Annotated in this window: 18 protein-coding genes and 1 pseudogene; 7 read left to right on the top strand and 12 right to left on the bottom strand. The window is 43.1% G+C overall.

The genetic code is table 11. From position 1 onward, the window contains the following. Positions 1 to 45: 45 nt before the first annotated feature. Positions 46 to 1,399: pseudogene (locus tag C9889_RS00595) on the top strand (signal recognition particle protein Srp54). Here C9889_RS00595 and rpiA read toward each other — a convergent pair. Together rpiA and aspS are read right to left on the bottom strand one after the other, a co-directional pair. After that, entirely contained in the window at positions 1,366 to 2,058 is a 693-nt protein-coding gene (rpiA, locus tag C9889_RS00590) for a ribose 5-phosphate isomerase A (RefSeq protein ID WP_129596388.1), read from the bottom strand. The pseudogene C9889_RS00595 and the gene rpiA overlap by 34 nt on opposite strands. Before the next feature lie 12 nt (positions 2,059 to 2,070). Beyond that, positions 2,071 to 3,402, bottom strand: a complete 1,332-nt coding sequence (aspS, locus tag C9889_RS00585; protein ID WP_129596386.1) for an aspartate--tRNA(Asn) ligase — start codon at positions 3,400 to 3,402, stop codon at positions 2,071 to 2,073. Between the two features lie 253 nt (positions 3,403 to 3,655). Between aspS and gyrB the strand changes: the two genes are divergently transcribed. Both gyrB and gyrA read left to right on the top strand, forming a co-directional pair. After that, positions 3,656 to 5,560: a DNA topoisomerase (ATP-hydrolyzing) subunit B gene (gyrB, locus tag C9889_RS00580; protein WP_129596384.1), complete on the top strand. Its 1,905-nt coding sequence runs from the start codon at positions 3,656 to 3,658 to the stop codon at positions 5,558 to 5,560. A gap of 11 nt (positions 5,561 to 5,571) precedes the next feature. Further along, positions 5,572 to 8,046: a DNA gyrase subunit A gene (gene gyrA, locus C9889_RS00575; protein WP_129596382.1), complete on the top strand. Its 2,475-nt coding sequence runs from the start codon at positions 5,572 to 5,574 to the stop codon at positions 8,044 to 8,046. A 21-nt stretch (positions 8,047 to 8,067) separates the two neighbouring features. On the opposite strand, the gene C9889_RS00570 is transcribed toward gyrA, so the two are convergent. Together C9889_RS00570 and C9889_RS10635 are read right to left on the bottom strand one after the other, a co-directional pair. After that, positions 8,068 to 9,651, bottom strand: a complete 1,584-nt coding sequence (locus C9889_RS00570) for a sodium:solute symporter family protein (protein ID WP_129596380.1) — start codon at positions 9,649 to 9,651, stop codon at positions 8,068 to 8,070. After that, positions 9,648 to 9,773: a symporter small accessory protein gene (locus C9889_RS10635; protein ID WP_263853953.1), complete on the bottom strand. Its 126-nt coding sequence runs from the start codon at positions 9,771 to 9,773 to the stop codon at positions 9,648 to 9,650. Before C9889_RS10635 ends, C9889_RS00570 begins: the two co-directional genes overlap by 4 nt. 317 nt (positions 9,774 to 10,090) lie before the next feature. On the opposite strand from C9889_RS10635, the gene pdxS reads away from it, so the two are divergent. From pdxS to C9889_RS00555, 3 genes are all read left to right on the top strand, one after another. Then, positions 10,091 to 10,987 (top strand): pyridoxal 5'-phosphate synthase lyase subunit PdxS, encoded by an 897-nt coding sequence (gene pdxS, locus C9889_RS00565; RefSeq protein WP_129596378.1) that lies wholly within the window; start codon positions 10,091 to 10,093, stop codon positions 10,985 to 10,987. A 19-nt stretch (positions 10,988 to 11,006) separates the two neighbouring features. Next, a complete protein-coding gene (gene pdxT / locus C9889_RS00560) occupies positions 11,007 to 11,606 on the top strand; it encodes a pyridoxal 5'-phosphate synthase glutaminase subunit PdxT (protein ID WP_129596376.1) in 600 nt (199 codons plus the stop codon). A 75-nt stretch (positions 11,607 to 11,681) separates the two neighbouring features. Next, on the top strand, positions 11,682 to 12,086 hold the full coding sequence (locus tag C9889_RS00555; protein ID WP_072357981.1) for a pyridoxamine 5'-phosphate oxidase family protein: 405 nt from the start codon (positions 11,682 to 11,684) through the stop codon (positions 12,084 to 12,086). A gap of 7 nt (positions 12,087 to 12,093) precedes the next feature. On the opposite strand, the gene C9889_RS00550 is transcribed toward C9889_RS00555, so the two are convergent. From C9889_RS00550 to rpl7ae, 8 genes are all read right to left on the bottom strand, one after another. Next, positions 12,094 to 12,885, bottom strand: a complete 792-nt coding sequence (locus C9889_RS00550; RefSeq protein WP_129596374.1) for a helix-turn-helix transcriptional regulator — start codon at positions 12,883 to 12,885, stop codon at positions 12,094 to 12,096. An 89-nt stretch (positions 12,886 to 12,974) separates the two neighbouring features. Continuing rightward, complete coding sequence (locus C9889_RS00545; protein WP_129596372.1) at positions 12,975 to 13,334, bottom strand: DUF4389 domain-containing protein; 360 nt, start codon at positions 13,332 to 13,334, stop codon at positions 12,975 to 12,977. Between the two features lie 151 nt (positions 13,335 to 13,485). Next, positions 13,486 to 13,890, bottom strand: a complete 405-nt coding sequence (locus C9889_RS00540) for a 30S ribosomal protein S6e (protein ID WP_129596370.1) — start codon at positions 13,888 to 13,890, stop codon at positions 13,486 to 13,488. A 28-nt stretch (positions 13,891 to 13,918) separates the two neighbouring features. Continuing rightward, positions 13,919 to 15,694 carry a translation initiation factor IF-2 gene (gene infB / locus C9889_RS00535; protein WP_129599327.1) on the bottom strand — a complete coding sequence of 592 codons (1,776 nt, stop codon included), beginning with the start codon at positions 15,692 to 15,694 and terminating at the stop codon, positions 13,919 to 13,921. A gap of 44 nt (positions 15,695 to 15,738) precedes the next feature. After that, the gene (gene ndk, locus C9889_RS00530; RefSeq protein WP_096711511.1) at positions 15,739 to 16,188 is read right to left on the bottom strand and encodes a nucleoside-diphosphate kinase; all 450 of its coding nucleotides are present in this window, start codon (positions 16,186 to 16,188) and stop codon (positions 15,739 to 15,741) included. A 14-nt stretch (positions 16,189 to 16,202) separates the two neighbouring features. Then, on the bottom strand, positions 16,203 to 16,391 hold the full coding sequence (locus tag C9889_RS00525; RefSeq protein WP_072357968.1) for a 50S ribosomal protein L24e: 189 nt from the start codon (positions 16,389 to 16,391) through the stop codon (positions 16,203 to 16,205). A 6-nt stretch (positions 16,392 to 16,397) separates the two neighbouring features. Further along, positions 16,398 to 16,613 carry a 30S ribosomal protein S28e gene (locus C9889_RS00520; RefSeq protein WP_013037328.1) on the bottom strand — a complete coding sequence of 72 codons (216 nt, stop codon included), beginning with the start codon at positions 16,611 to 16,613 and terminating at the stop codon, positions 16,398 to 16,400. Between the two features lie 29 nt (positions 16,614 to 16,642). After that, positions 16,643 to 17,005, bottom strand: a complete 363-nt coding sequence (gene rpl7ae, locus C9889_RS00515) for a 50S ribosomal protein L7Ae (protein ID WP_091828985.1) — start codon at positions 17,003 to 17,005, stop codon at positions 16,643 to 16,645. A gap of 542 nt (positions 17,006 to 17,547) precedes the next feature. On the opposite strand from rpl7ae, the gene C9889_RS00510 reads away from it, so the two are divergent. Further along, positions 17,548 to 18,507 carry a hypothetical protein gene (locus tag C9889_RS00510; RefSeq protein ID WP_129596368.1) on the top strand — a complete coding sequence of 320 codons (960 nt, stop codon included), beginning with the start codon at positions 17,548 to 17,550 and terminating at the stop codon, positions 18,505 to 18,507. Positions 18,508 to 18,551 lie beyond the last annotated feature (44 nt).

Here is an 18,551-nt window from a genome sequence, read left to right as displayed (position 1 = left end):
AATCGAGTACTATTGAAGCAGAACTTAAAAAGGACGATCCCTATTATGGTAATGGACAAACTCAGTAATTCCCTGCAGGATGCCCTTAAAAAAACTCGTAGGTGCCGGACGCATTGATGAGCGTACGGTAAACGATGTTGTAAAGGATATCCAGAGGGCACTTCTTCAATCCGATGTTAATGTCAAGATGGTGATGCAGCTTTCCAAGAGCATAAAGGAGAGAGCTCTTGATGAGAACGTTCCCCAGGGTATGAATCCCCGGGAACATGTGATACGCATCGTTTATGAGGAACTAATGAAAACTGTGGGTGAAGGTACCAATATCCCGCTAAAACCCCAGAAAATAATGATGATTGGATTGCAGGGTAGTGGTAAGACTACAACCACGTCCAAACTTGCCCGTTATTTCCAGCGTAAAGGGCTCAAACCTGCTGTGGTCTGTGCTGATACTTTCAGGCCCGGGGCTTACCAGCAGCTTAAAACCCTTTGTGAATCCCTGAATGTGCCGTTCTATGGTGAAGAAGGCAACCCTGATGCTGTGGGTATAGTTGAACGGGGCCTTGCTGAAATAGACAAGTATGATGTGAAAATCATTGATACAGCAGGTCGCCACTCTCTTGAAAACGATCTTATAGATGAGATGGAGAGAATCCATGCAATTTCCAATCCGGATTATAAATTGCTTGTACTCGATGCCGGTATCGGCCAACAGGCAAGTGAACAGGCAAAAGCATTCAATGACTCAGTTGGAATTTCCGGTGTTGTAATCTCAAAACTTGATGGTACCGCAAAAGGTGGCGGTGCTATGTCTGCTGTTGCCGCAACAGATTCTTCGATAGCTTTCATTGGTGTTGGTGAAACACCAGAAGACCTGGAAAAATTCGAGGCAGACAGGTTCATCTCCCGCCTGCTTGGGATGGGAGACCTTAAGTCCCTGATGGAAAAGGCAGAAGAATCCCTCTCAGAAGATGAACTCGATGTTGAGTCCATGATGAAGGGGAAATTTACCCTCAAGGACATGTACAAACAGCTTGAAGCCATGAACAAGATGGGTCCCATGAAGCAGATCATGCAAATGTTGCCACTGGGTGGTATGGGCATGAAAGTTTCCGACGAGGCTTATGAAGTCACGGGACAGAAAATGGCACAGTACAAAACCCTCATGGATTCAATGACAGAAGAAGAAATGACAAATCCGCGTATAATCGGCAGTTCCCGCATTAAAAGAATATCCATAGGTGCTGGTTCCAATCCGGAAACCGTTCGTGAGCTGCTGAAATATCACAAGCAGATGCAAAATGCCATGAAAGGAATGCGTGGCGGCAAATTTAATATGAAGAAAATGATGAAAAAATGGGAATGTAATCATTCCCTCAGTTCTATTTTTCCGTCTTTGTAACCGATATACACTTTATCGGTATTGGTAAATATTCCATGTTCTACGATTCCGACAACATTTGACAGTTTATCTGCAAATTCCTGCGGATCCGGGATCTCTCCGAAAGCAGCATCCATAATGAAATTACCATTGTCGGAGATTACCGGTCCATCCTTTCTGGATGCAGGGCGTATACTGGCTTCTCCACCCATTCGTGCAACTTGTTGCTGTACAAGTTCACGGGCACATGGCAGGACTTCCAATGGAATCGCCATTGATATTGTTTCACTTATCTTGGAGTCATCCACCACTACAATGAATTTCTTTGCTGAAAGGGAAACTACCTTCTCCCGGAAGTGTGCACCTCCGCCTCCCTTTACCACATTGAGTTTTGCATCGACTTCATCGGCACCGTCAATTGCGATGTCCAGCACGGGATTCTCGGCCAGGCTTGTCAGGGGGATGCCTGCCTGTATCGCCAGCATTTCAGATTGGTAGGAAGTTACAACTGCCCTTATATCCAGTCCCTTTTTGACTCTTTCTCCCAGGCTTTTGATTGCGTAAGCAGTTGTGGAGCCGGTACCCAGCCCCACGATCATACCGTCATCCACAAGTTCTGCTGCGGCCCTGCCGGCGGCTTCCTTGCCTGAATGGTGACCTTTTGCATTTCTGTCTGCCATTGTATTGCCTTCTTATGGGGAAAGACGCCTGCGGTCCCTGGGGAACAGTACGACATCACGGATGTTCTCCACGCCAAGCATGGTCATCACAAATCTTTCACAACCCAGGCCCCAGCCGGAGTGTGGGGGCATTCCGTAACTGAAAGCGCGGAGATAGAAATCAAACCCTTCAGGGTCAAGTCCCTGATCTGCTATCCTGTTTTTGAGCATTTCCGGAACGTGTATGCGCTGTGCACCGGAGGAAAGTTCCATGGTCCTGTGCATCATGTCAAAGGACTTGGAGAATTCAGGTTTTTCCTCGTAGGGCATGGCGTAGAACGGTTTAATTTCGGTTGGCCAGTCAATGATGAAATAGTGTTCTTCTCCCGTTTCCTGGAAAACATGTTCCCCTATGGTATGCTCGGAAAGGGTGGAAAGATCGTCTCCCCATTTCAATTCCTCTTCACCATGGGAGTTGACAATATCTATCGCTTCCTGATATGTCAGTTTGAGGAAAGGGGTTTTTGGAACCCTGAGTTCGATTCCCATTACTTCAAGAGCATCGGGTACGTTCTCTATGACCTGATTGTAAACGTATTCCACCATGTTTTCTAGGATTTCCATTACATCGAAGTGGTCGACAAAACTCGCCTCTATATCAATAGATGTAGCTTCGTTCAGGTGGCGTCGGGTATCGTGTTCCTCTGCACGGAAAATCGGCCCGATCTCAAATACCCTGTCCATTCCACCGGACATCAGGATCTGCTTGAAAAGCTGGGGACTCTGGTTGAGGAAGGCTTCCCTGTCGAAATAAGTAATCGGGAAAAGGGCAGTACCTCCTTCGGTTGCTGTGGCCACAACCTTGGGACTTGAAGTTTCCAGGAATCCATCATTTGCAAGATAATTCCTGACAGCATGCAGAACCTCATGTCTTATCCTGAATATGGCATTTGTTCTGCTTCTTCTCAAATCTATGAAACGTGAATCCAGTCTTGTGTCGAGTTCAGCATCCACTTTTCCTGTGGTGTCCAGAGGCAGGGGAGATTCTGCTTCATTGAGCAGTTCGATCTCATCAGGTATCAATTCATAACCATTAGGGGCTTTTTCTTCGGGCTTAATACTGCCCCTGACAGAGATAACTGATTCCCGGATAAGCTTTCTGGCGAAATTAAACAGTTCCCTGTCAATTTTCTTCTTTACAAGAGTAATCTGGGCTCTTCCCTGTCTGTCCCTTAATACAACAAAACAAATTCCTCCAAGATCACGTACCTCATGTACCCAACCTGCAAGAGCAACCTTGTCGTCTCCGATTTTACCGGGATCGATCTGTGTCGTATAATGCGTCCTTAAATTTGCCAATGACATTTGCTCACCTTGATTTTATTGATATTGTGAATATGATTTCTGGTCATTACCGGTTTTCCTCTTAAAAAACATTCCTGTAGATATATCTAACCATTTGTTAAAGGAAAAACTAACAGATTATACTTAACTATTTAATAAATGAACACGTATGGAGAGCAAAACTCAATAGGAGACGCTAGCTACAGTTTTTGTGTTCTCTTTTTGTTTATTTTTTGCATTTATTATTTAAATGGATTCATGGAGACAGAACGCGATGAGTGACAGAGATGTCTATGATGCGACCCATATTCAGGTGTTGGAAGGACTGGAAGCCGTACGCAAGCGACCGAGCATGTATATCGGAAGCATTGATGGCCGGGGTTTACACCATCTTGTTTATGAAGTAGTGGATAACAGTATAGATGAGGCCCTTGCAGGCTATTGTACCTCAATTGACGTTTCTATAAACAGGGATGGATCGGTTACGGTCAGGGATGACGGCAGGGGAATCCCTACAGATATACATTCCAAATACAAAAAATCGGCACTTGAAGTTGTAATGACCATTCTGCATGCAGGGGGTAAATTCGATAAGAGTTCCTACAAGGTATCAGGTGGTCTTCATGGAGTAGGTGTGTCTGTTGTAAACGCTCTTTCTGAATGGAACGATGTTGAAGTTCACAGGAATGGCAAAATTTTCTATCAGCGTTACGTAAGAGGAAAACCTCTTGATGATGTAATCGAGAAAGGGGATACTGAAAGTACCGGTACATCGATGACCTTCAAACCGGATACCGACATTTTTGAAACAGTAGATTTTAATTTCGAAACGCTGGCCACAAGGTTAAGGGAACTTGCATTTTTAAATCGTGGAATTAAGATTGTCATAACCGATAAGCGATCAGATGAGCCCCTACAGGAAGTTTTTGAGTATGATGGCGGTATTGTCTCTTTTGTTGAATATTTGAACAAGAGCCGCAATGTACTGCATGAACAACCTATATATTTTGAGAGGGAAAAGGAAGATACCCGTGTTGAAATCGCCATGCAGTATACAGACAGTTATGGTGAATATGTCTATTCCTTTGCAAATAATATCAATACCCATGAAGGTGGCACTCATCTGGCGGGTTTCAAGTCAGCCCTGACCAGGGTTGCCAATGATTATGCCAAACGCAACAACATTGCCAAAGGGGACATCAAACTCAGCGGTGATGATATCCGGGAAGGGCTGGCAGGAATTATCAGTGTTAAATTGATGGACCCTCAATTTGAAGGTCAGACAAAGACAAAACTTGGAAACAGTGAACTTAAGGGTATTGTGGAATCCATGGTTTCTGAGGGTCTCTCGGAGTTTATGGAAGAAAACCCCAAGATTGCTTCTGCTATCCTGCAAAAAGCAATGGATGCACGCAGGGCCAGGGAAGCGGCCAAAAAGGCACGGGAATTAACGCGGCGCAAAAGTGCCCTGGAAGTCAGCACTCTTCCCGGCAAACTTGCGGACTGTTCTGAAAAAGACCCTTCTGTATCTGAAATTTACCTTGTGGAAGGTGATTCTGCAGGTGGTTCGGCAAAGATGGGTCGTGAGAGGCGTTTCCAGGCGATTCTTCCTTTCAGGGGTAAGATACTGAACGTGGAAAAATCCCGTTTGTCACGGATATTGAAAAATAATGAGATCCTTTCCCTGATCACTGCAATGGGAACCGGTATTGGGGATGAGTATGACCTCTCAAAGGCTCGCTATCACAAAGTCGTGATCATGACTGATGCCGATGTGGATGGCGCACATATACGCACCCTTATGCTTACTTTCTTTTTCCGCTACATGACCCCTTTGATAGACGCTGGGTATGTATACATCGCACAACCACCGCTCTATAGTATCAAGAAAGGTAAAAATCAACGATTTGCCTATACCGAGAGGGAAAAGGACAAAATAATCGAAGAGATTGGCGAAAAGGGTGTAAGTATACAGCGCTACAAGGGTCTTGGTGAAATGAATCCCGATCAACTATGGGAGACAACCATGAATCCTCAGACACGCACTATTTTGCAGGTAACAATGGAGGATGCGGTCGCGGCTGATGAGATGTTTTCCGTTCTGATGGGAGATGAAGTTGCTCCCAGACGTAAATTCATACAGGAGCATGCAAAGGATGTTATCAACCTGGATGTATGAGGTGGTATAAAATGACAGATGATAATGGTATAAATCCTCTCGATAAAAGAATCGAACAGCATGACGGGGAAGGCGGACGTGTAGTTCCGGTGCTTATCCAGGATGAGATGAAGCGTTCTTATATTGATTATTCGATGAGTGTTATTGTGGGAAGGGCCCTGCCTGATGCCCGTGATGGTTTGAAGCCGGTTCATCGCCGTATTCTTCATTCGATGAATGAAGCCGGTATAACCCATGATAAGGCGTACAAGAAATCTGCCCGTGTAGTGGGTGATGTATTGGGTAAGTTCCATCCACACGGTGATACTGCAGTGTATGACAGTCTGGTGCGTATGGTCCAGGATTTTTCCCTGCGTTATCCGTTAATAGACGGGCAGGGTAACTTTGGGTCTGTTGATGGTGATTCTGCTGCAGCAATGCGTTACACAGAAGTCCGCATGGATAAGATAACCACTGAAATGCTTGAAGATATCAAGAAGGGAACTGTTGATTTCAAGCCTAACTATGATGGTTCCCTGGAGGAACCTGAAGTCCTGCCTTCAAAGTTGCCCAACCTGCTTTTGAACGGCTCCACCGGTATTGCTGTGGGGATGGCAACCAACATGGCCCCCCATAATCTCGGGGAGGTTGTGGATGCTACTGTCAAATTGATTGATGATCCTGACACTGAACTTTCAGAACTTCGAAAGATCGTGAAAGGACCGGATTTCCCTACTGGTGGTATCATAATGGGTACCAGTGGGATCAAGAGTGCTTATGAGACAGGACGCTCCCCTATCCACCTGCGTGCCGTGACCGAGATAGAGGAGATGAAGAATGATAAATATCGCATAGTGGTATACGAACTTCCTTATCAGGTGAACAAAGCACGTCTTGTAGAATCCATCGCCAACCTCGTAAGGGATAAAAAAATTGAGGGTATTTCGGATTTGAGGGATGAATCCGGCAGGGAAGGTATGCGGGTGGTTATTGAACTTAAGAAGGCAGCCAACCCCAAAGTCCTGCTCAACCAGCTCTACAAACAGACCCAGCTTGAAACCACATTTGGTATCATTAACCTGGCTCTGGTTGACGGGGTCCCCCGCGTGCTTAATCTCAGGGAACTGATCCAGATATATCTCAAACATCGTATAGATGTTATCAGTCGACGTACAGCTTTTGATCTAAGAAAAGCCGAGGAAAGAGCACATATTCTTCAGGGGCTTAAAACAGCCCTGGATAATATCGATGAAGTTATCAAATTGATACGCGGTTCTTCTACCACAGAGGAGGCAAAAGAAGGGCTTATAAGTAATTTCGATCTGGATGAAATCCAGGCCAAAGCCATTCTGGATATGAGGCTGCAGCGTCTGACTGGATTGGAGAGGCAAAAGATCGATGAAGAGTATAATGGTCTGATCGATACGATTGCCGATCTTAAGGACATCCTTGCAAATGATGAGCGTAAATATGCGATTATTAAGGATGAAGTTCTGGAGTTGAAAGATAAATATGGTGATGAGCGCAGAACCCTTATTCAGGGTAGCCGTGAAGAACTTGCGGATGAAGACCTGATACCCGAAGAAGAAGTGGTTGTAACCTCTACCCAGAGTGGTTATATCAAGAATATTCCTCTTCAGACATATAATATGCAGCATCGGGGCGGTCGTGGTGTTAGAGGTATGGAAACAAAGGAAGATGACACTGTGGGAAGCATCTTTGTGGCCTCTACCCATGATCACATCCTCTTTTTCACAAATCGCGGTAAGGTTTACTGGCAAAAGGTCTATGATATTCCCAGGGGAAGCCGCCAGTCCAGAGGCAAGGCTATTGTTAACCTGCTTGAACTTGCTGAAGGTGAATCCGTAAATGCTATGATTCCGGTACATGATTTTGAGAAGGATCGTTACCTTTTCATGGGTACCCGTGATGGGACAGTGAAACGCTGCAGTCTTTCGGATTTCAGTAATCCTCGCAAGGCCGGTATTATTGCGATTTCCCTGAAAGAAGGGGATGAACTTGTAAATGTCCTCCAGACCGACGGAAACCAGGATATAATGCTGGCTTCAAGGCATGGCAAAGCCCTCCGTATCTCTGAAGAAGATGTGCGTGTGATGGGCAGGACGGCACGTGGTGTGAGGGGTATGAAACTGACAGGTGAGGATGTTATTGTAAGCCTGGATGTTGTAGATTCTGATGCTACCCTGCTGACCGTTACAGAGAATGGTTTTGGTAAACGCACGCCATTTGATGAGTACCGCACCCTTCGTCGTGGAGGGCAGGGAGTGATAACCATTTTCACTGATATGCGCAATGGTCCCGTGGTCACTGTAAAAACAGTGGAAGATGATAACGAGATCATCCTGACAAGCTCTGCCGGCATTGTGATACGTATCCCTGTGACAGATATTAGAGTGCAGGGACGTAATACCAAGGGGGTAAAAATTATGAATATCAGGGAGAAGGATAAAGTGGTCAACTTGGCCAGAATTAAAAAAGAGGAGTAAGTGCAACCTTTAAGGTTACACTTATTTCCCGTAACATTTTTTCAGATGTTCTGTAGATGTCGGTTTTGTCATATAACTTACTGCAACGGCTACGACTGCTGCAAGGGGGGTTGCAACGAGAATCGGGTCCACAACTGTCCAGGTTCCGGTCAGGAGAGTATCCGTGCCGAATATGAATTTGCAGATTCCAAGCGGGACTGCTTCTTTTGCATGAACAAAGCCCAACCAGAACAGGCTTGCAAATGTCCCGACAATCAGGCTTGCAATAGCTCCTTCTCTTGTCATGCGTGGCCAGAACAAAGCTCCTGCATACATAGGCAAGAAGGCTGCTGCACATAATCCAAAGAATATCGCTGTAGCGCGGGCAATTATACTGATGGGCAGGATGTAAGCCAATATAACACTTATCAGAATGGTCGTTGCAATTCCCAACCTTGTAATATTGACCGTATTGCCAACTTCTCCTCTTTTAATAAACTGACGATAGAAATCGTGCCCTATAGATGTTCCCATTGTATGATACTGGGAACTTAAGGTTGACATGGCGGCTGCCAATAAGGTTAACATGAATAGGATTACAAAAGTTTCCGGCATGGCACTGTTGATATATTGTGGTATTATCAGATCGGTATTTCCTTTAGCTACAGCTACGGATATCAGCCCTTCTGTGTTGTAAAAGAAAGCATTGGAAAGAGAGCCTACCGTAAAGGCAACTCCTGTCATCATTAAAATAAATGGGCCACCCACAAGGACTGCCCTGTTCAATGCCCTGTCATTTTCCACAGTCATGAATCTAACAGCCAGTTGAGGTTGGGCAAGTACTCCAACACCAACTCCAAGTATCAGAGTAGATACCAGTGTCCACCATATAGGCGAGCCGAAGGCGGGCATTGCCGTCCATCCCATATGTCCCCCTGCTGCAAGTGAATCAGGAACAAGGGGTGTCATTGCTGTGAGTGCTTGATGTGCTTCAGCGATTCCTCCCAGTTTGACGTAGGTAAGTGCAAGCAGGACCAGCATTCCTATAAACATGAATACTCCCTGAAGGGCATCTGTGTACATAACTGCTATCAATCCCCCGGTGATAACGTATGCTGCAACAATTACTGTAAGTAAAAGGACTGCCACATCATAATTAATGCCTAGTGTGGTTTCGACAAAACGGGCCCCTCCGATCAGTACAATTCCTGCATAAAGGGGCATAAATATCCCAATGAGGGCACCCGAGAAACCCTGTATGAAACGTGACTGGAATCTGCGTCCCAGTAATTCAGGAAATGTAACTGCTTTTAGTCTTAATCCCATGCGGCGTGTTCTGGATCCGAAAAACACAAATGCGATGAGAATCCCGACAATAATGTTCATTACCGCAAGCCAGAGCAATCCCATTCCCAGTGCACCGGCAGCCCCGCCAAAACCAATGATTGCTGAGGTACTGATAAATGTAGCACCATAGGAAAGGGCAAGTATATAGGGGTTGATGTGCCTGCCGGCGACCATATAATCGTCGATTTCCTTTGTCTTTTTGTATCCAAGCATTCCCAGATAAAAAATTATCATAAGGTAGATCAGGACAATTACACCAAGGACGGGGGTGCTTATCATGAGCAGACCTCCGTTTCCTCGCCATCATTCCATTTCATTATACCATATATCATACAGCTTATCGCACCTGCTATACACAGGATATATGCTATCCATATTTTGGGGTCTTCTATTCCAAGCATGAGGGCACCTCTACATATGCTATATTGGCACATGTTAACATATTTCATAAATATGTTTTTATTGGAATGGTTAACATTGTTAATATATGGGGGCCACTCGCCTGTTCCTTTTTTATTCAATAAAGAAAGCGCCGGATGTTGTCTTATTTCTGGCAATCAACGAGTTTCATGCAAGCTGTTGGATTACCCAAAAAGAATATAGGGCACGTGAGACATTTCAATATAATTCCGCAGAAGGATGCTGCGACCAAATCTTTTTATGTAAATATACTTACTATTGACCCTATATCCGATTAAAAAAAAAGAAGGCTTATGAGATGGAACTTGAAAACTTAAGGCACGGTACTGAACTCATTAAAAGAGGTTTTGCCAGAATGCAGAAAGGCGGGGTTATTATGGATGTAACCAACCCTGAGCAGGCTAGAATTGCCGAAGAAGCAGGGGCTGTGGCTGTAATGGCCCTGCAGGCAGTTCCGGCTGATATCCGTAAGGCCGGCGGAGTGGCCAGGATGGCAGATCCGGAAATCGTCGCACAGATCATTGATACTGTAACAATTCCTGTAATGGCAAAGGCCAGGATAGGGCATTTTGTGGAAGCTGAAATCCTTGAATCGCTGGGAGCTGATATGGTCGATGAGTCTGAAGTCCTGACTCCTGCAGACGAAATGTATCATATTGATAAAACCGGTTTTACTGTTCCTTTTGTATGTGGTGCGAGAAATCTCGGTGAAGCCCTGAGACGTATCAATGAAGGTGCGGCAATGATACGTACCAAAGGTGAAGCAGGTACCGGGGATGTCCGTGAGGCAGTTCGCCACATGAAAAAGATCATGGGGGAAGTACGTGAACTTTCTGGCAAGGACAAAGAAGAACTCATCAAGGTTGCCCGTGACATCGAAGCACCCATAGAACTTGTTCTGGAGTCTGCAGACTTACAGCGTTTGCCTGTGGTAAACTTTGCAGCAGGTGGTGTTGCCACTCCAGCAGATGCTGCTCTCATGATGAGACTGGGTGCAGATGGTGTATTCGTAGGCTCTGGAATTTTCAAGGCTGAAAATCCTGAAATGATGGCTAAAGCAGTTGTGGAAGCAGTTAATAATTATGATAACCCCGAAAAACTGGCAGAAATTTCCAGGGGAATCGGTTCAGGAATGAAGGGCATGAGTGCTGACACTATACCCCCCGAAGAAGCTCTGCAGACACGTGGCTGGTAAATTATCACCGGTGAAATTGATGCGTATCGGTATAATGGCCATACAAGGTGATGTTTCCGAACATGTTGATGCCGTAGAACGTGCCCTTTGCGAAAGGGGCATTGGAGGTGAAGTGCTGGAAATCCGTCATGAAGGCATTGTGCCCCGTTGTGACGCCGTCATACTACCCGGAGGGGAAAGTACAACATTGGGCCGTCTGATTGAGAGAGAAGGAATTGCAGGTGAAATTCAGAATGCTGCGAAGGACGGTATTCCTGTACTTGGCACCTGCGCCGGCTTGATCCTTGTTGCAACCCGCGGGGACGAACAGGTGCATAAGACCCATCAGCATCTTCTCGGGCTGATGGATGTAAAAGTGAACCGGAATGCTTTCGGAAGGCAGCGGGAGTCCTTTGAAGTTGATCTGGATCTTCCATTCCTGGACTCTCCCTATACAGCAATTTTCATCCGGGCACCCGCAATAATGGATGCAGGCCCGGAAGTTGATGTATTGTCAACGATTAATGGGAGAATTGTAGCAGCAAGACAAAAAAATGTACTTGCTCTTGCTTTCCACCCTGAATTGACACCTGATTTACGGTTGCATCATTATTTCCTGGATATGATTTCAGTTACCTGAAGTCAGAAATTTAAAAATCATAAATGTAATATACCTCTACCTTACTATTTTTATCATTATCAAGGAGATCTAAATATGGTAAAACTCACAGAAGATATGAAAGAATCGATTGCCAATGTCAGGCCGCTTCCCCTTGCTACCGCCTCTAAAGACGGTATACCAAATGTAATTCCAATTGGTATGTGCAAACTTGTGGATGATGCAACTATCTGGATTGTGGATAATTATTTTTTGAAAACCCGCAATAACCTTGAAGAAAATCCTAAAGCATCACTTTATGTATGGGGTGAAGGCTCAAAGGGCTGTTTCCAGATAAAAGGTGATGTGGAAATTAAGACTGAAGGCGATGATTACGATGCTGCATATGCCATGGCAAAGGAAAAAGGAGAGAAATATCCTGCCAAAGCCCTGATTGTCATGAAAATTACCGATGTCTTTGAGTGTAAAGGTGGCCCTGAAGCTGGAAAGAAGTTGCTCTGAAATTATGTTAGTCCTTTTTTGGGACTAACTCTGATTTTTTTTCATACCATTCATACAGCTTGGTTGCCCATTCGATGGCTTCTTTTTCTGTACCCATAAGGTAGCTGTTGTCATAACGGCAGGTTTTCAACATAAGGGATAACAGAAAATATTGATCAGAAGCAATGATTAAAGAGGGCATAGCTTCTCCTTTGTAGATCAATATCCGGGAATTGTCTGAATTTTTTAGTATCCGGGTTGCTTCAGGATAATCATTTTTCATTTTTTCAAATATCGGTTCTGTCATTATCAGCGATAAGTTTGCTCCCTTTGAGGCCATTTCAGAGGCAAACGGAGGACATTCTGGATGATAGACTGCAATAAAAGCTTTAATCCAGATAGACGCTTTTGTAAGTGGTTTTATTTTTGCGAAAGGATCGAATGCATCTGTAAGGGATGGTACGATATATTCACTATTATTTAATTCTCCGATACGATGCAATAATTCTTTTGGAATAGGGGTTAAATCATGTTCATTTAAATAATCGAAATGATCTTCAAGTACATCAAATGTTTTAAAGACCTCCTGAAGCATGTGCACCAGCAGCATGCCAATCTTGGTTAATGAATACGTACCATTTTCCTGGACTATGAGGCCGTTTTCTTTCAATATTTTTATCTGGGGAAGAATTGAAGGAGAAGTTTCATCAAGGATTTCTTTTATTTCATCAATATCCTTATTACCTTCCATAAGCAGGAGAAGAAGAAGACCCTTACGTTTTTCGGAAAAACATGTTATATCAATAAGTGAGCGCCTCATATCTATCTTTCCTGTTTTATATTTGATTTATGTATTTTATGTATATTGGATTATATTTATTTAAATTTTAAAGTGAGTACCGTTTATTATCAGTTCCCCTTTTCAATAATCTCTACCGTATCCTTATCATAGTACAGTTTCTTTTCAAATATTGCTATTGAAGGTGGCTTTATAGATGGCCTTATATCAGTTGTGAGGAAAAGATATCCTATGACATGAGTGTAGTACTCAAGGTAGCCCTTTACGATATGGTTTAGTCTCTCGATTCTCCTTCCTGCAATAAGGATTACGAACCATTGAAGGACAAGACAGATTCCGGTAAATATCCCGTATATATAGAGTACAATTCCTATAAGAATGGAATAAATGATCCTGAAAAACAATTCAAGTCTGCTGGCTTTCTTCTCATAAGAGAAAAGCTGTTTTATATTTGAATTCCGGATATCCATGTCACATCTATCCCCAATTCTCTATATATACAATATAATTAATTTTTATAAATAACTATTGTATTAAATGCAATTGAAGATATAATAATGTGTAGCCAACAAGGAATGTTCAGATGTGAAATATCAATTGAAATAAAAAAGAGCGGGAGATTTACTCTTCGGAAGTTTCTCCCTCTTCCCCGCCACCGAGAATTTCTTCGATGGTTTTGTCTCCGTATCCAACAACTTTCGTATTGATCTGGACAATATCCGGAGCTATTTCTCTTCCTCTAAGGAATTTACGACGACGCATGCCCTTGTCTTTTGGCTTATATCCGACACCCTCGGCTACGAGTAACCTCTGCCTTTTGGGACCGGGTACATTCTTGCGCATGACAAAACCACTTCTGTCACTTCCTCCAGTAATCTGGATGGTGTAACCGGGAAGACCGACTACTGTTCCTTCTACAGTTTCGCCTATTGCTTTTCCTATGAACTTATTTGCCTCGCCACCACTCACATCGAACTGGTATGCTTTGGCTTTTGGATCTGATACGACAACTTTGAAATCTACCATTATTTACCTCCAACATCAATTTATACTATTACTTGGCCCAGAACGGATTATCCCTGCGTTTGATTTCAAGGAAAGCATCGAGGGTTTCCATTTCATCTGCTGAAAGTGAGTCAAGTATCTCCGTTTCAAGCACCTTTGCATGCTTTTCGGGGATATTTGAATAAAGTACATCACCTTCTTTGATCTGGCGACCTATTGTAGGTCCATCAATCGCCATTGCAACTTCCATCCCTGCACTGGCTTCCTTGATGTTTTCTCCTTCTAATTGGAGTCCTTTGATTGTACCTACAACGCTGCCACTGTTATCTGTAACACCGATGTTAGTTTTGACCTTTCCACCTGTGATTCTGACACCAACAACAGCAGGTTTGCTTTGTCTGAACGTGCAGTCTGGAAGAAGCAGGAATCTTGCAGGCTTGACTATGAGCTGGGATATTGTTTTTTCGGATTTCTCCTTCTTTTCTTTGACCCAGTCTTTGTAATCATCAATAAGCCTGTAAATAACATCATTCTGGAATATTTTAAGATCGCCACCCTTTGCTTTTTCTTTTGCATCAGGTAACATCTTTACATTAAAGCCGATAAGAACCGCATTAAAAGGATCTTCGATAGCCGAAACCTCGATAATATCCCTCTGGGATATGTCTCCTACTTCGGCTTTTCTGATGGGTATATCCTCCTTCTGGAGTTCATTAACAAGCGCTTCCAGTGATCCGATTGTATCTGCTTTAAGAGTCACACCTGTGGTGCCCGTACTAATCTGTACCTCGTCAAGTTCCTCTTGAACCTCTTTGACGATTGTTTCAAGGTTTTCCGGGTTAGCCGCTCTTACAGTGGCTCCTGACAGGGCATCATCAAGATTTGGCGCAGATATCTTTACACCAATAGCAGCCGTAACTGATTCCACATTCTGGAACTTTTCCTCGGAGGATATTTCTCCCATTGGATTGGGTTTTAGCAAAGCCCTCACTTTGGTCTGAATCGGCTCCCCAAGACTTCCGACTACAATAGTGTCCCCTTTTTTGAAGGTTCCATCATAGAGAATAATATCGATGGTGGTTCCCAATCCCTTTTCTTCCTTTACTTCAAGTATTGTTCCTTCACCAGGTCCACTTGCGTTATAATGAAGATTAGATTCGAGGAATTTCTGGGCCAGCCCGAGTAATACCATAAGCAGGTCAGGTATACCTTCGCCGGTAACCGCGCTTATTGGTATTATTCCTATATTTCTTTGGAAGTCAGAAACACGGTCATAGCGTTCGGAATTAAAACCACTGTTATATAGTTCCCCGACAATTTCATAGAACTTGTTATCAAGATCAGTTCTTACACGTTCACTTTGTTTGTTGTAAGTTTCCAGAAAACTTGCACTTTCATGTGGTTGCCAGCCATGTATCCTGTCGATCTTATTTGCAACAACAACAAAAGGAGTTTTGAACCGCTTGAGTATTTGCAGACTTTCTTTTGTCTGGGGCATGAAGCCCTCATTAATGTCTACAATTACCACTGCCAGATCTGCAAGTGCTCCTCCTCTGCTACGCAGGGATGTGAATGCATGGTGGCCCGGTGTATCTATGAATAAAAGGCCGGGTACTATGAAATTGTTCTTCATCCCGGAAGTACCACTATGTTCGATTATGGAATCGATCGTTACTTCCGTTGCACCGATATGCTGGGTGATTGCACCGGCTTCTCCTGCAGCCACAGAACTACCGCGTATCCTGTCTAACAGTGTGGTCTTACCGTGATCCACATGTCCCATAACGCATACAATGGGTGTCCTGAGATTTTCGTTATCGGTAATATGCATCCCTTCCTTAAGAAACAGGGGAGTGAGCAAAAGGGTACTCACTCATAGAGCCATTCTTCGTCTATACGACAATATTCGTTTGTCTCATCATCCTTGAAATGGATGCTGATTTCTCTTTCAGCTGATTCTACTGAATCGGATGCATGTACCACATTTCTACCTGTTTCAAGAGCAAAATCGCCCCTGATTGTACCAGGCATTGCTTCGGATGGATTGGTGGCACCATTTATTGTCCTCATGGATTTTATTGCATCCTTGCCTTCAACAATCATTGAAACTGAAGGAGCGGAAGTCACATAGGATATAAGTGAACCGAAAAATGGCTTTTCGCAGTGTTCACTGTAATGTTCCTTTGCGTCATTCTCATCGATAACATTCATGCGCATTGCACTTATCTTGAGGCCTCTCCTTTCGATTCTTCCTATGATCTCTCCAATAAGTCCCCTCTGGACGCCGTCTGGTTTGATCATAACATATGTGCGTTCCATTGATTTATTCCTCATCAGGCTTTTTTCATGTAGGTTCTGCCCGTTTCGGTCCAGATAGTACGCCTTGGAAGTCTACCCATCTTGTAATTGTTCCTGCATTTAGAGGAGCAGAAATTGTAGGTAGAACCGTCCTTCTTTGCAAAAAGGATACCAGTTCCAGGTTCCAGTTTAGTTCCGCAGAAAGAGCATTTCTTGGTTTCCATTGCGCATCACCTTGTTGTAAGTTTCTTTGCCTCTCTGGAAGTCTCCATCAGCATCAGCACATCGCCGATACGAACAGGGCCCATGCAGTTACGGGTGATGATCCTGCCCTTGTCCCGGCCATCCAGTACCCTGCACTGGATCTGGCTTGCTTCGCCATGCATACCGGTGTTGCCGATGACATCTATGACCTCCGCGGCATATCCTAAGTTTTCATCTGCCATGGAGAATTACTCCTTTTTTATGGGTAAGTTTATTTGAGGGCACTGACTTTTTCGGCCAGGTCCTCGATGGTCTCTGCGCCCTTACCTGCATCTGTAATTACTACTGCAGCACAGCCAACGCCTATTCCGCAGGCAGCCCCAAGTTCTTTCTGCTGTTTTACGTAGATGTAAGGTGCATTCTTTTCTTCACAAAGGGGACCAATGTGAGCTACTACTTCTGCAGGTTCAACATCGTCTGCAATGACTGTCAGTTTTGCAATACCTCTTTCTACAGCCTTTGTAGCTTCGTTAGCTCCTTTTTTTACCTTGCCAGTATCTCTGGCAACTTCTACTGCTTCAAGAGCTTTATCTATTAGTTCATCTGGAACATCAAATTTTGCCATAATTTCTATCTCCTTCGAAATCACGGTTTACACCGCGGTTTGTCATTATTCATTGTATAGATGCAAACAAAGGTCAATTCTACCATACTGTTTACATTCATTGGAGTATTTGGTATGAATCGCCACTGGTACATATATAACTTGCGACAACTCGATAGCACTTCGTCAACTGCCCCTCCCTTACGGCAAGGGGCTTGAATGTCAATTAAGCATTCGTCTGGGTGGCTGACAAGCACCCCTGAGATTCCAGGATATACCTGTAATCCCGTGTTTTGTGTTTAATAATATACTACTATATACACACGCAATCTATAAACACCTTACTGTGAATTATTAGACGCATTCCTCCCCTACCTCACGGAAGAGGACTCCTGCTTTACGGGTTGAATATGCCTATCGATTATAAAACTTCTGGTACTGTTCACTTTATTTATAAGAACGCTTTTTGTCAATAAATAAATTATCGAAAAAACATATCATATAGAAAACTTTATATGGCCAATATTGCAATATTAATAACGTTATATTATTATATTTTGTGAAGTGATTTGATGAAATTTTGGAAAGCAATAAGCATAATACTCTTTATATTAATTTTGAGTTCTTTTCCGGCAATTGCAGCCGAGATAAGTGAATATGAAGCTTCAAATATTGCGTCCTCTTATGCTTATGAAGGGGAAACATGTGAAGCCTATGGGCCTTATGAATATAACAATAACATGTATTATGTTTGTACTATTTATGAGGCGGACAGCATAAAATCCCAAATTGTTATTGATGCAAACACTGGCGACCTTGTTACAGATGAAAATACGGTAAAATATCTGATAAAACATGATTTAGCTCTTTATTATCTTTTTGACGAAAATAGCTATAGTCTAAATATACAAAATGCAGATACATACAGAAAAAACATTGACACGTTTGAGTCATATTTTAATTTTTGGACTGATATTCGAGATGATGCAATTACAAAGGAACAAAGGCAAAATGCACAAGAAGCTGCCGATATTTCTCTTGCTATAAAAAATATATATCAGAATAAAGTTGAGGTGACCATTGAAATAATTAATATCCAAAACAGAATAAAAAAGGGTGGAACTCTCCAAGATGCTGAAGATCTTATTGAAGCTGAAAAGCAAGCTTACTACATCGAAAAACAATCTTTATCGAAGTTAAATGAAGCTATCGAAACAACTCCTGCAATTTATGACACTATCTTAAATAGTAATTATAACTATGGTATTAGTGAATCAGAATGGAACACTTACAGAAGTGATGATTTGTCTTTTCTAATGTATGAAAAAGACACAACAGAGTCAAATATAGCATATTGGGAATCAATGGAAAATACATTGGAAAGTGATACTCAGTGGTTTTATGAATCAATGCTAGATAGAACTGAAGAATATGAGAAATCATCAAATGTATTGCCAGGTTTCACATTTGGAATTTCAATGTTTGTTCTATTAATTATGGGGTTGTTTTTCAGCAAAAAATATAATGATTAAGTCTATTCAGCATTATCCCGATTTCTTTTTTTTATCTAATCAGA

Source organism: Methanohalophilus profundi, assembly GCF_004137855.1.
In the GTDB taxonomy this organism is placed as follows: Archaea; Halobacteriota; Methanosarcinia; order Methanosarcinales; family Methanosarcinaceae; genus Methanohalophilus; species Methanohalophilus profundi.
Note: the sequence above shows the minus strand (reverse complement) of the source record. Positions and strands in the feature narration are given on the sequence as shown.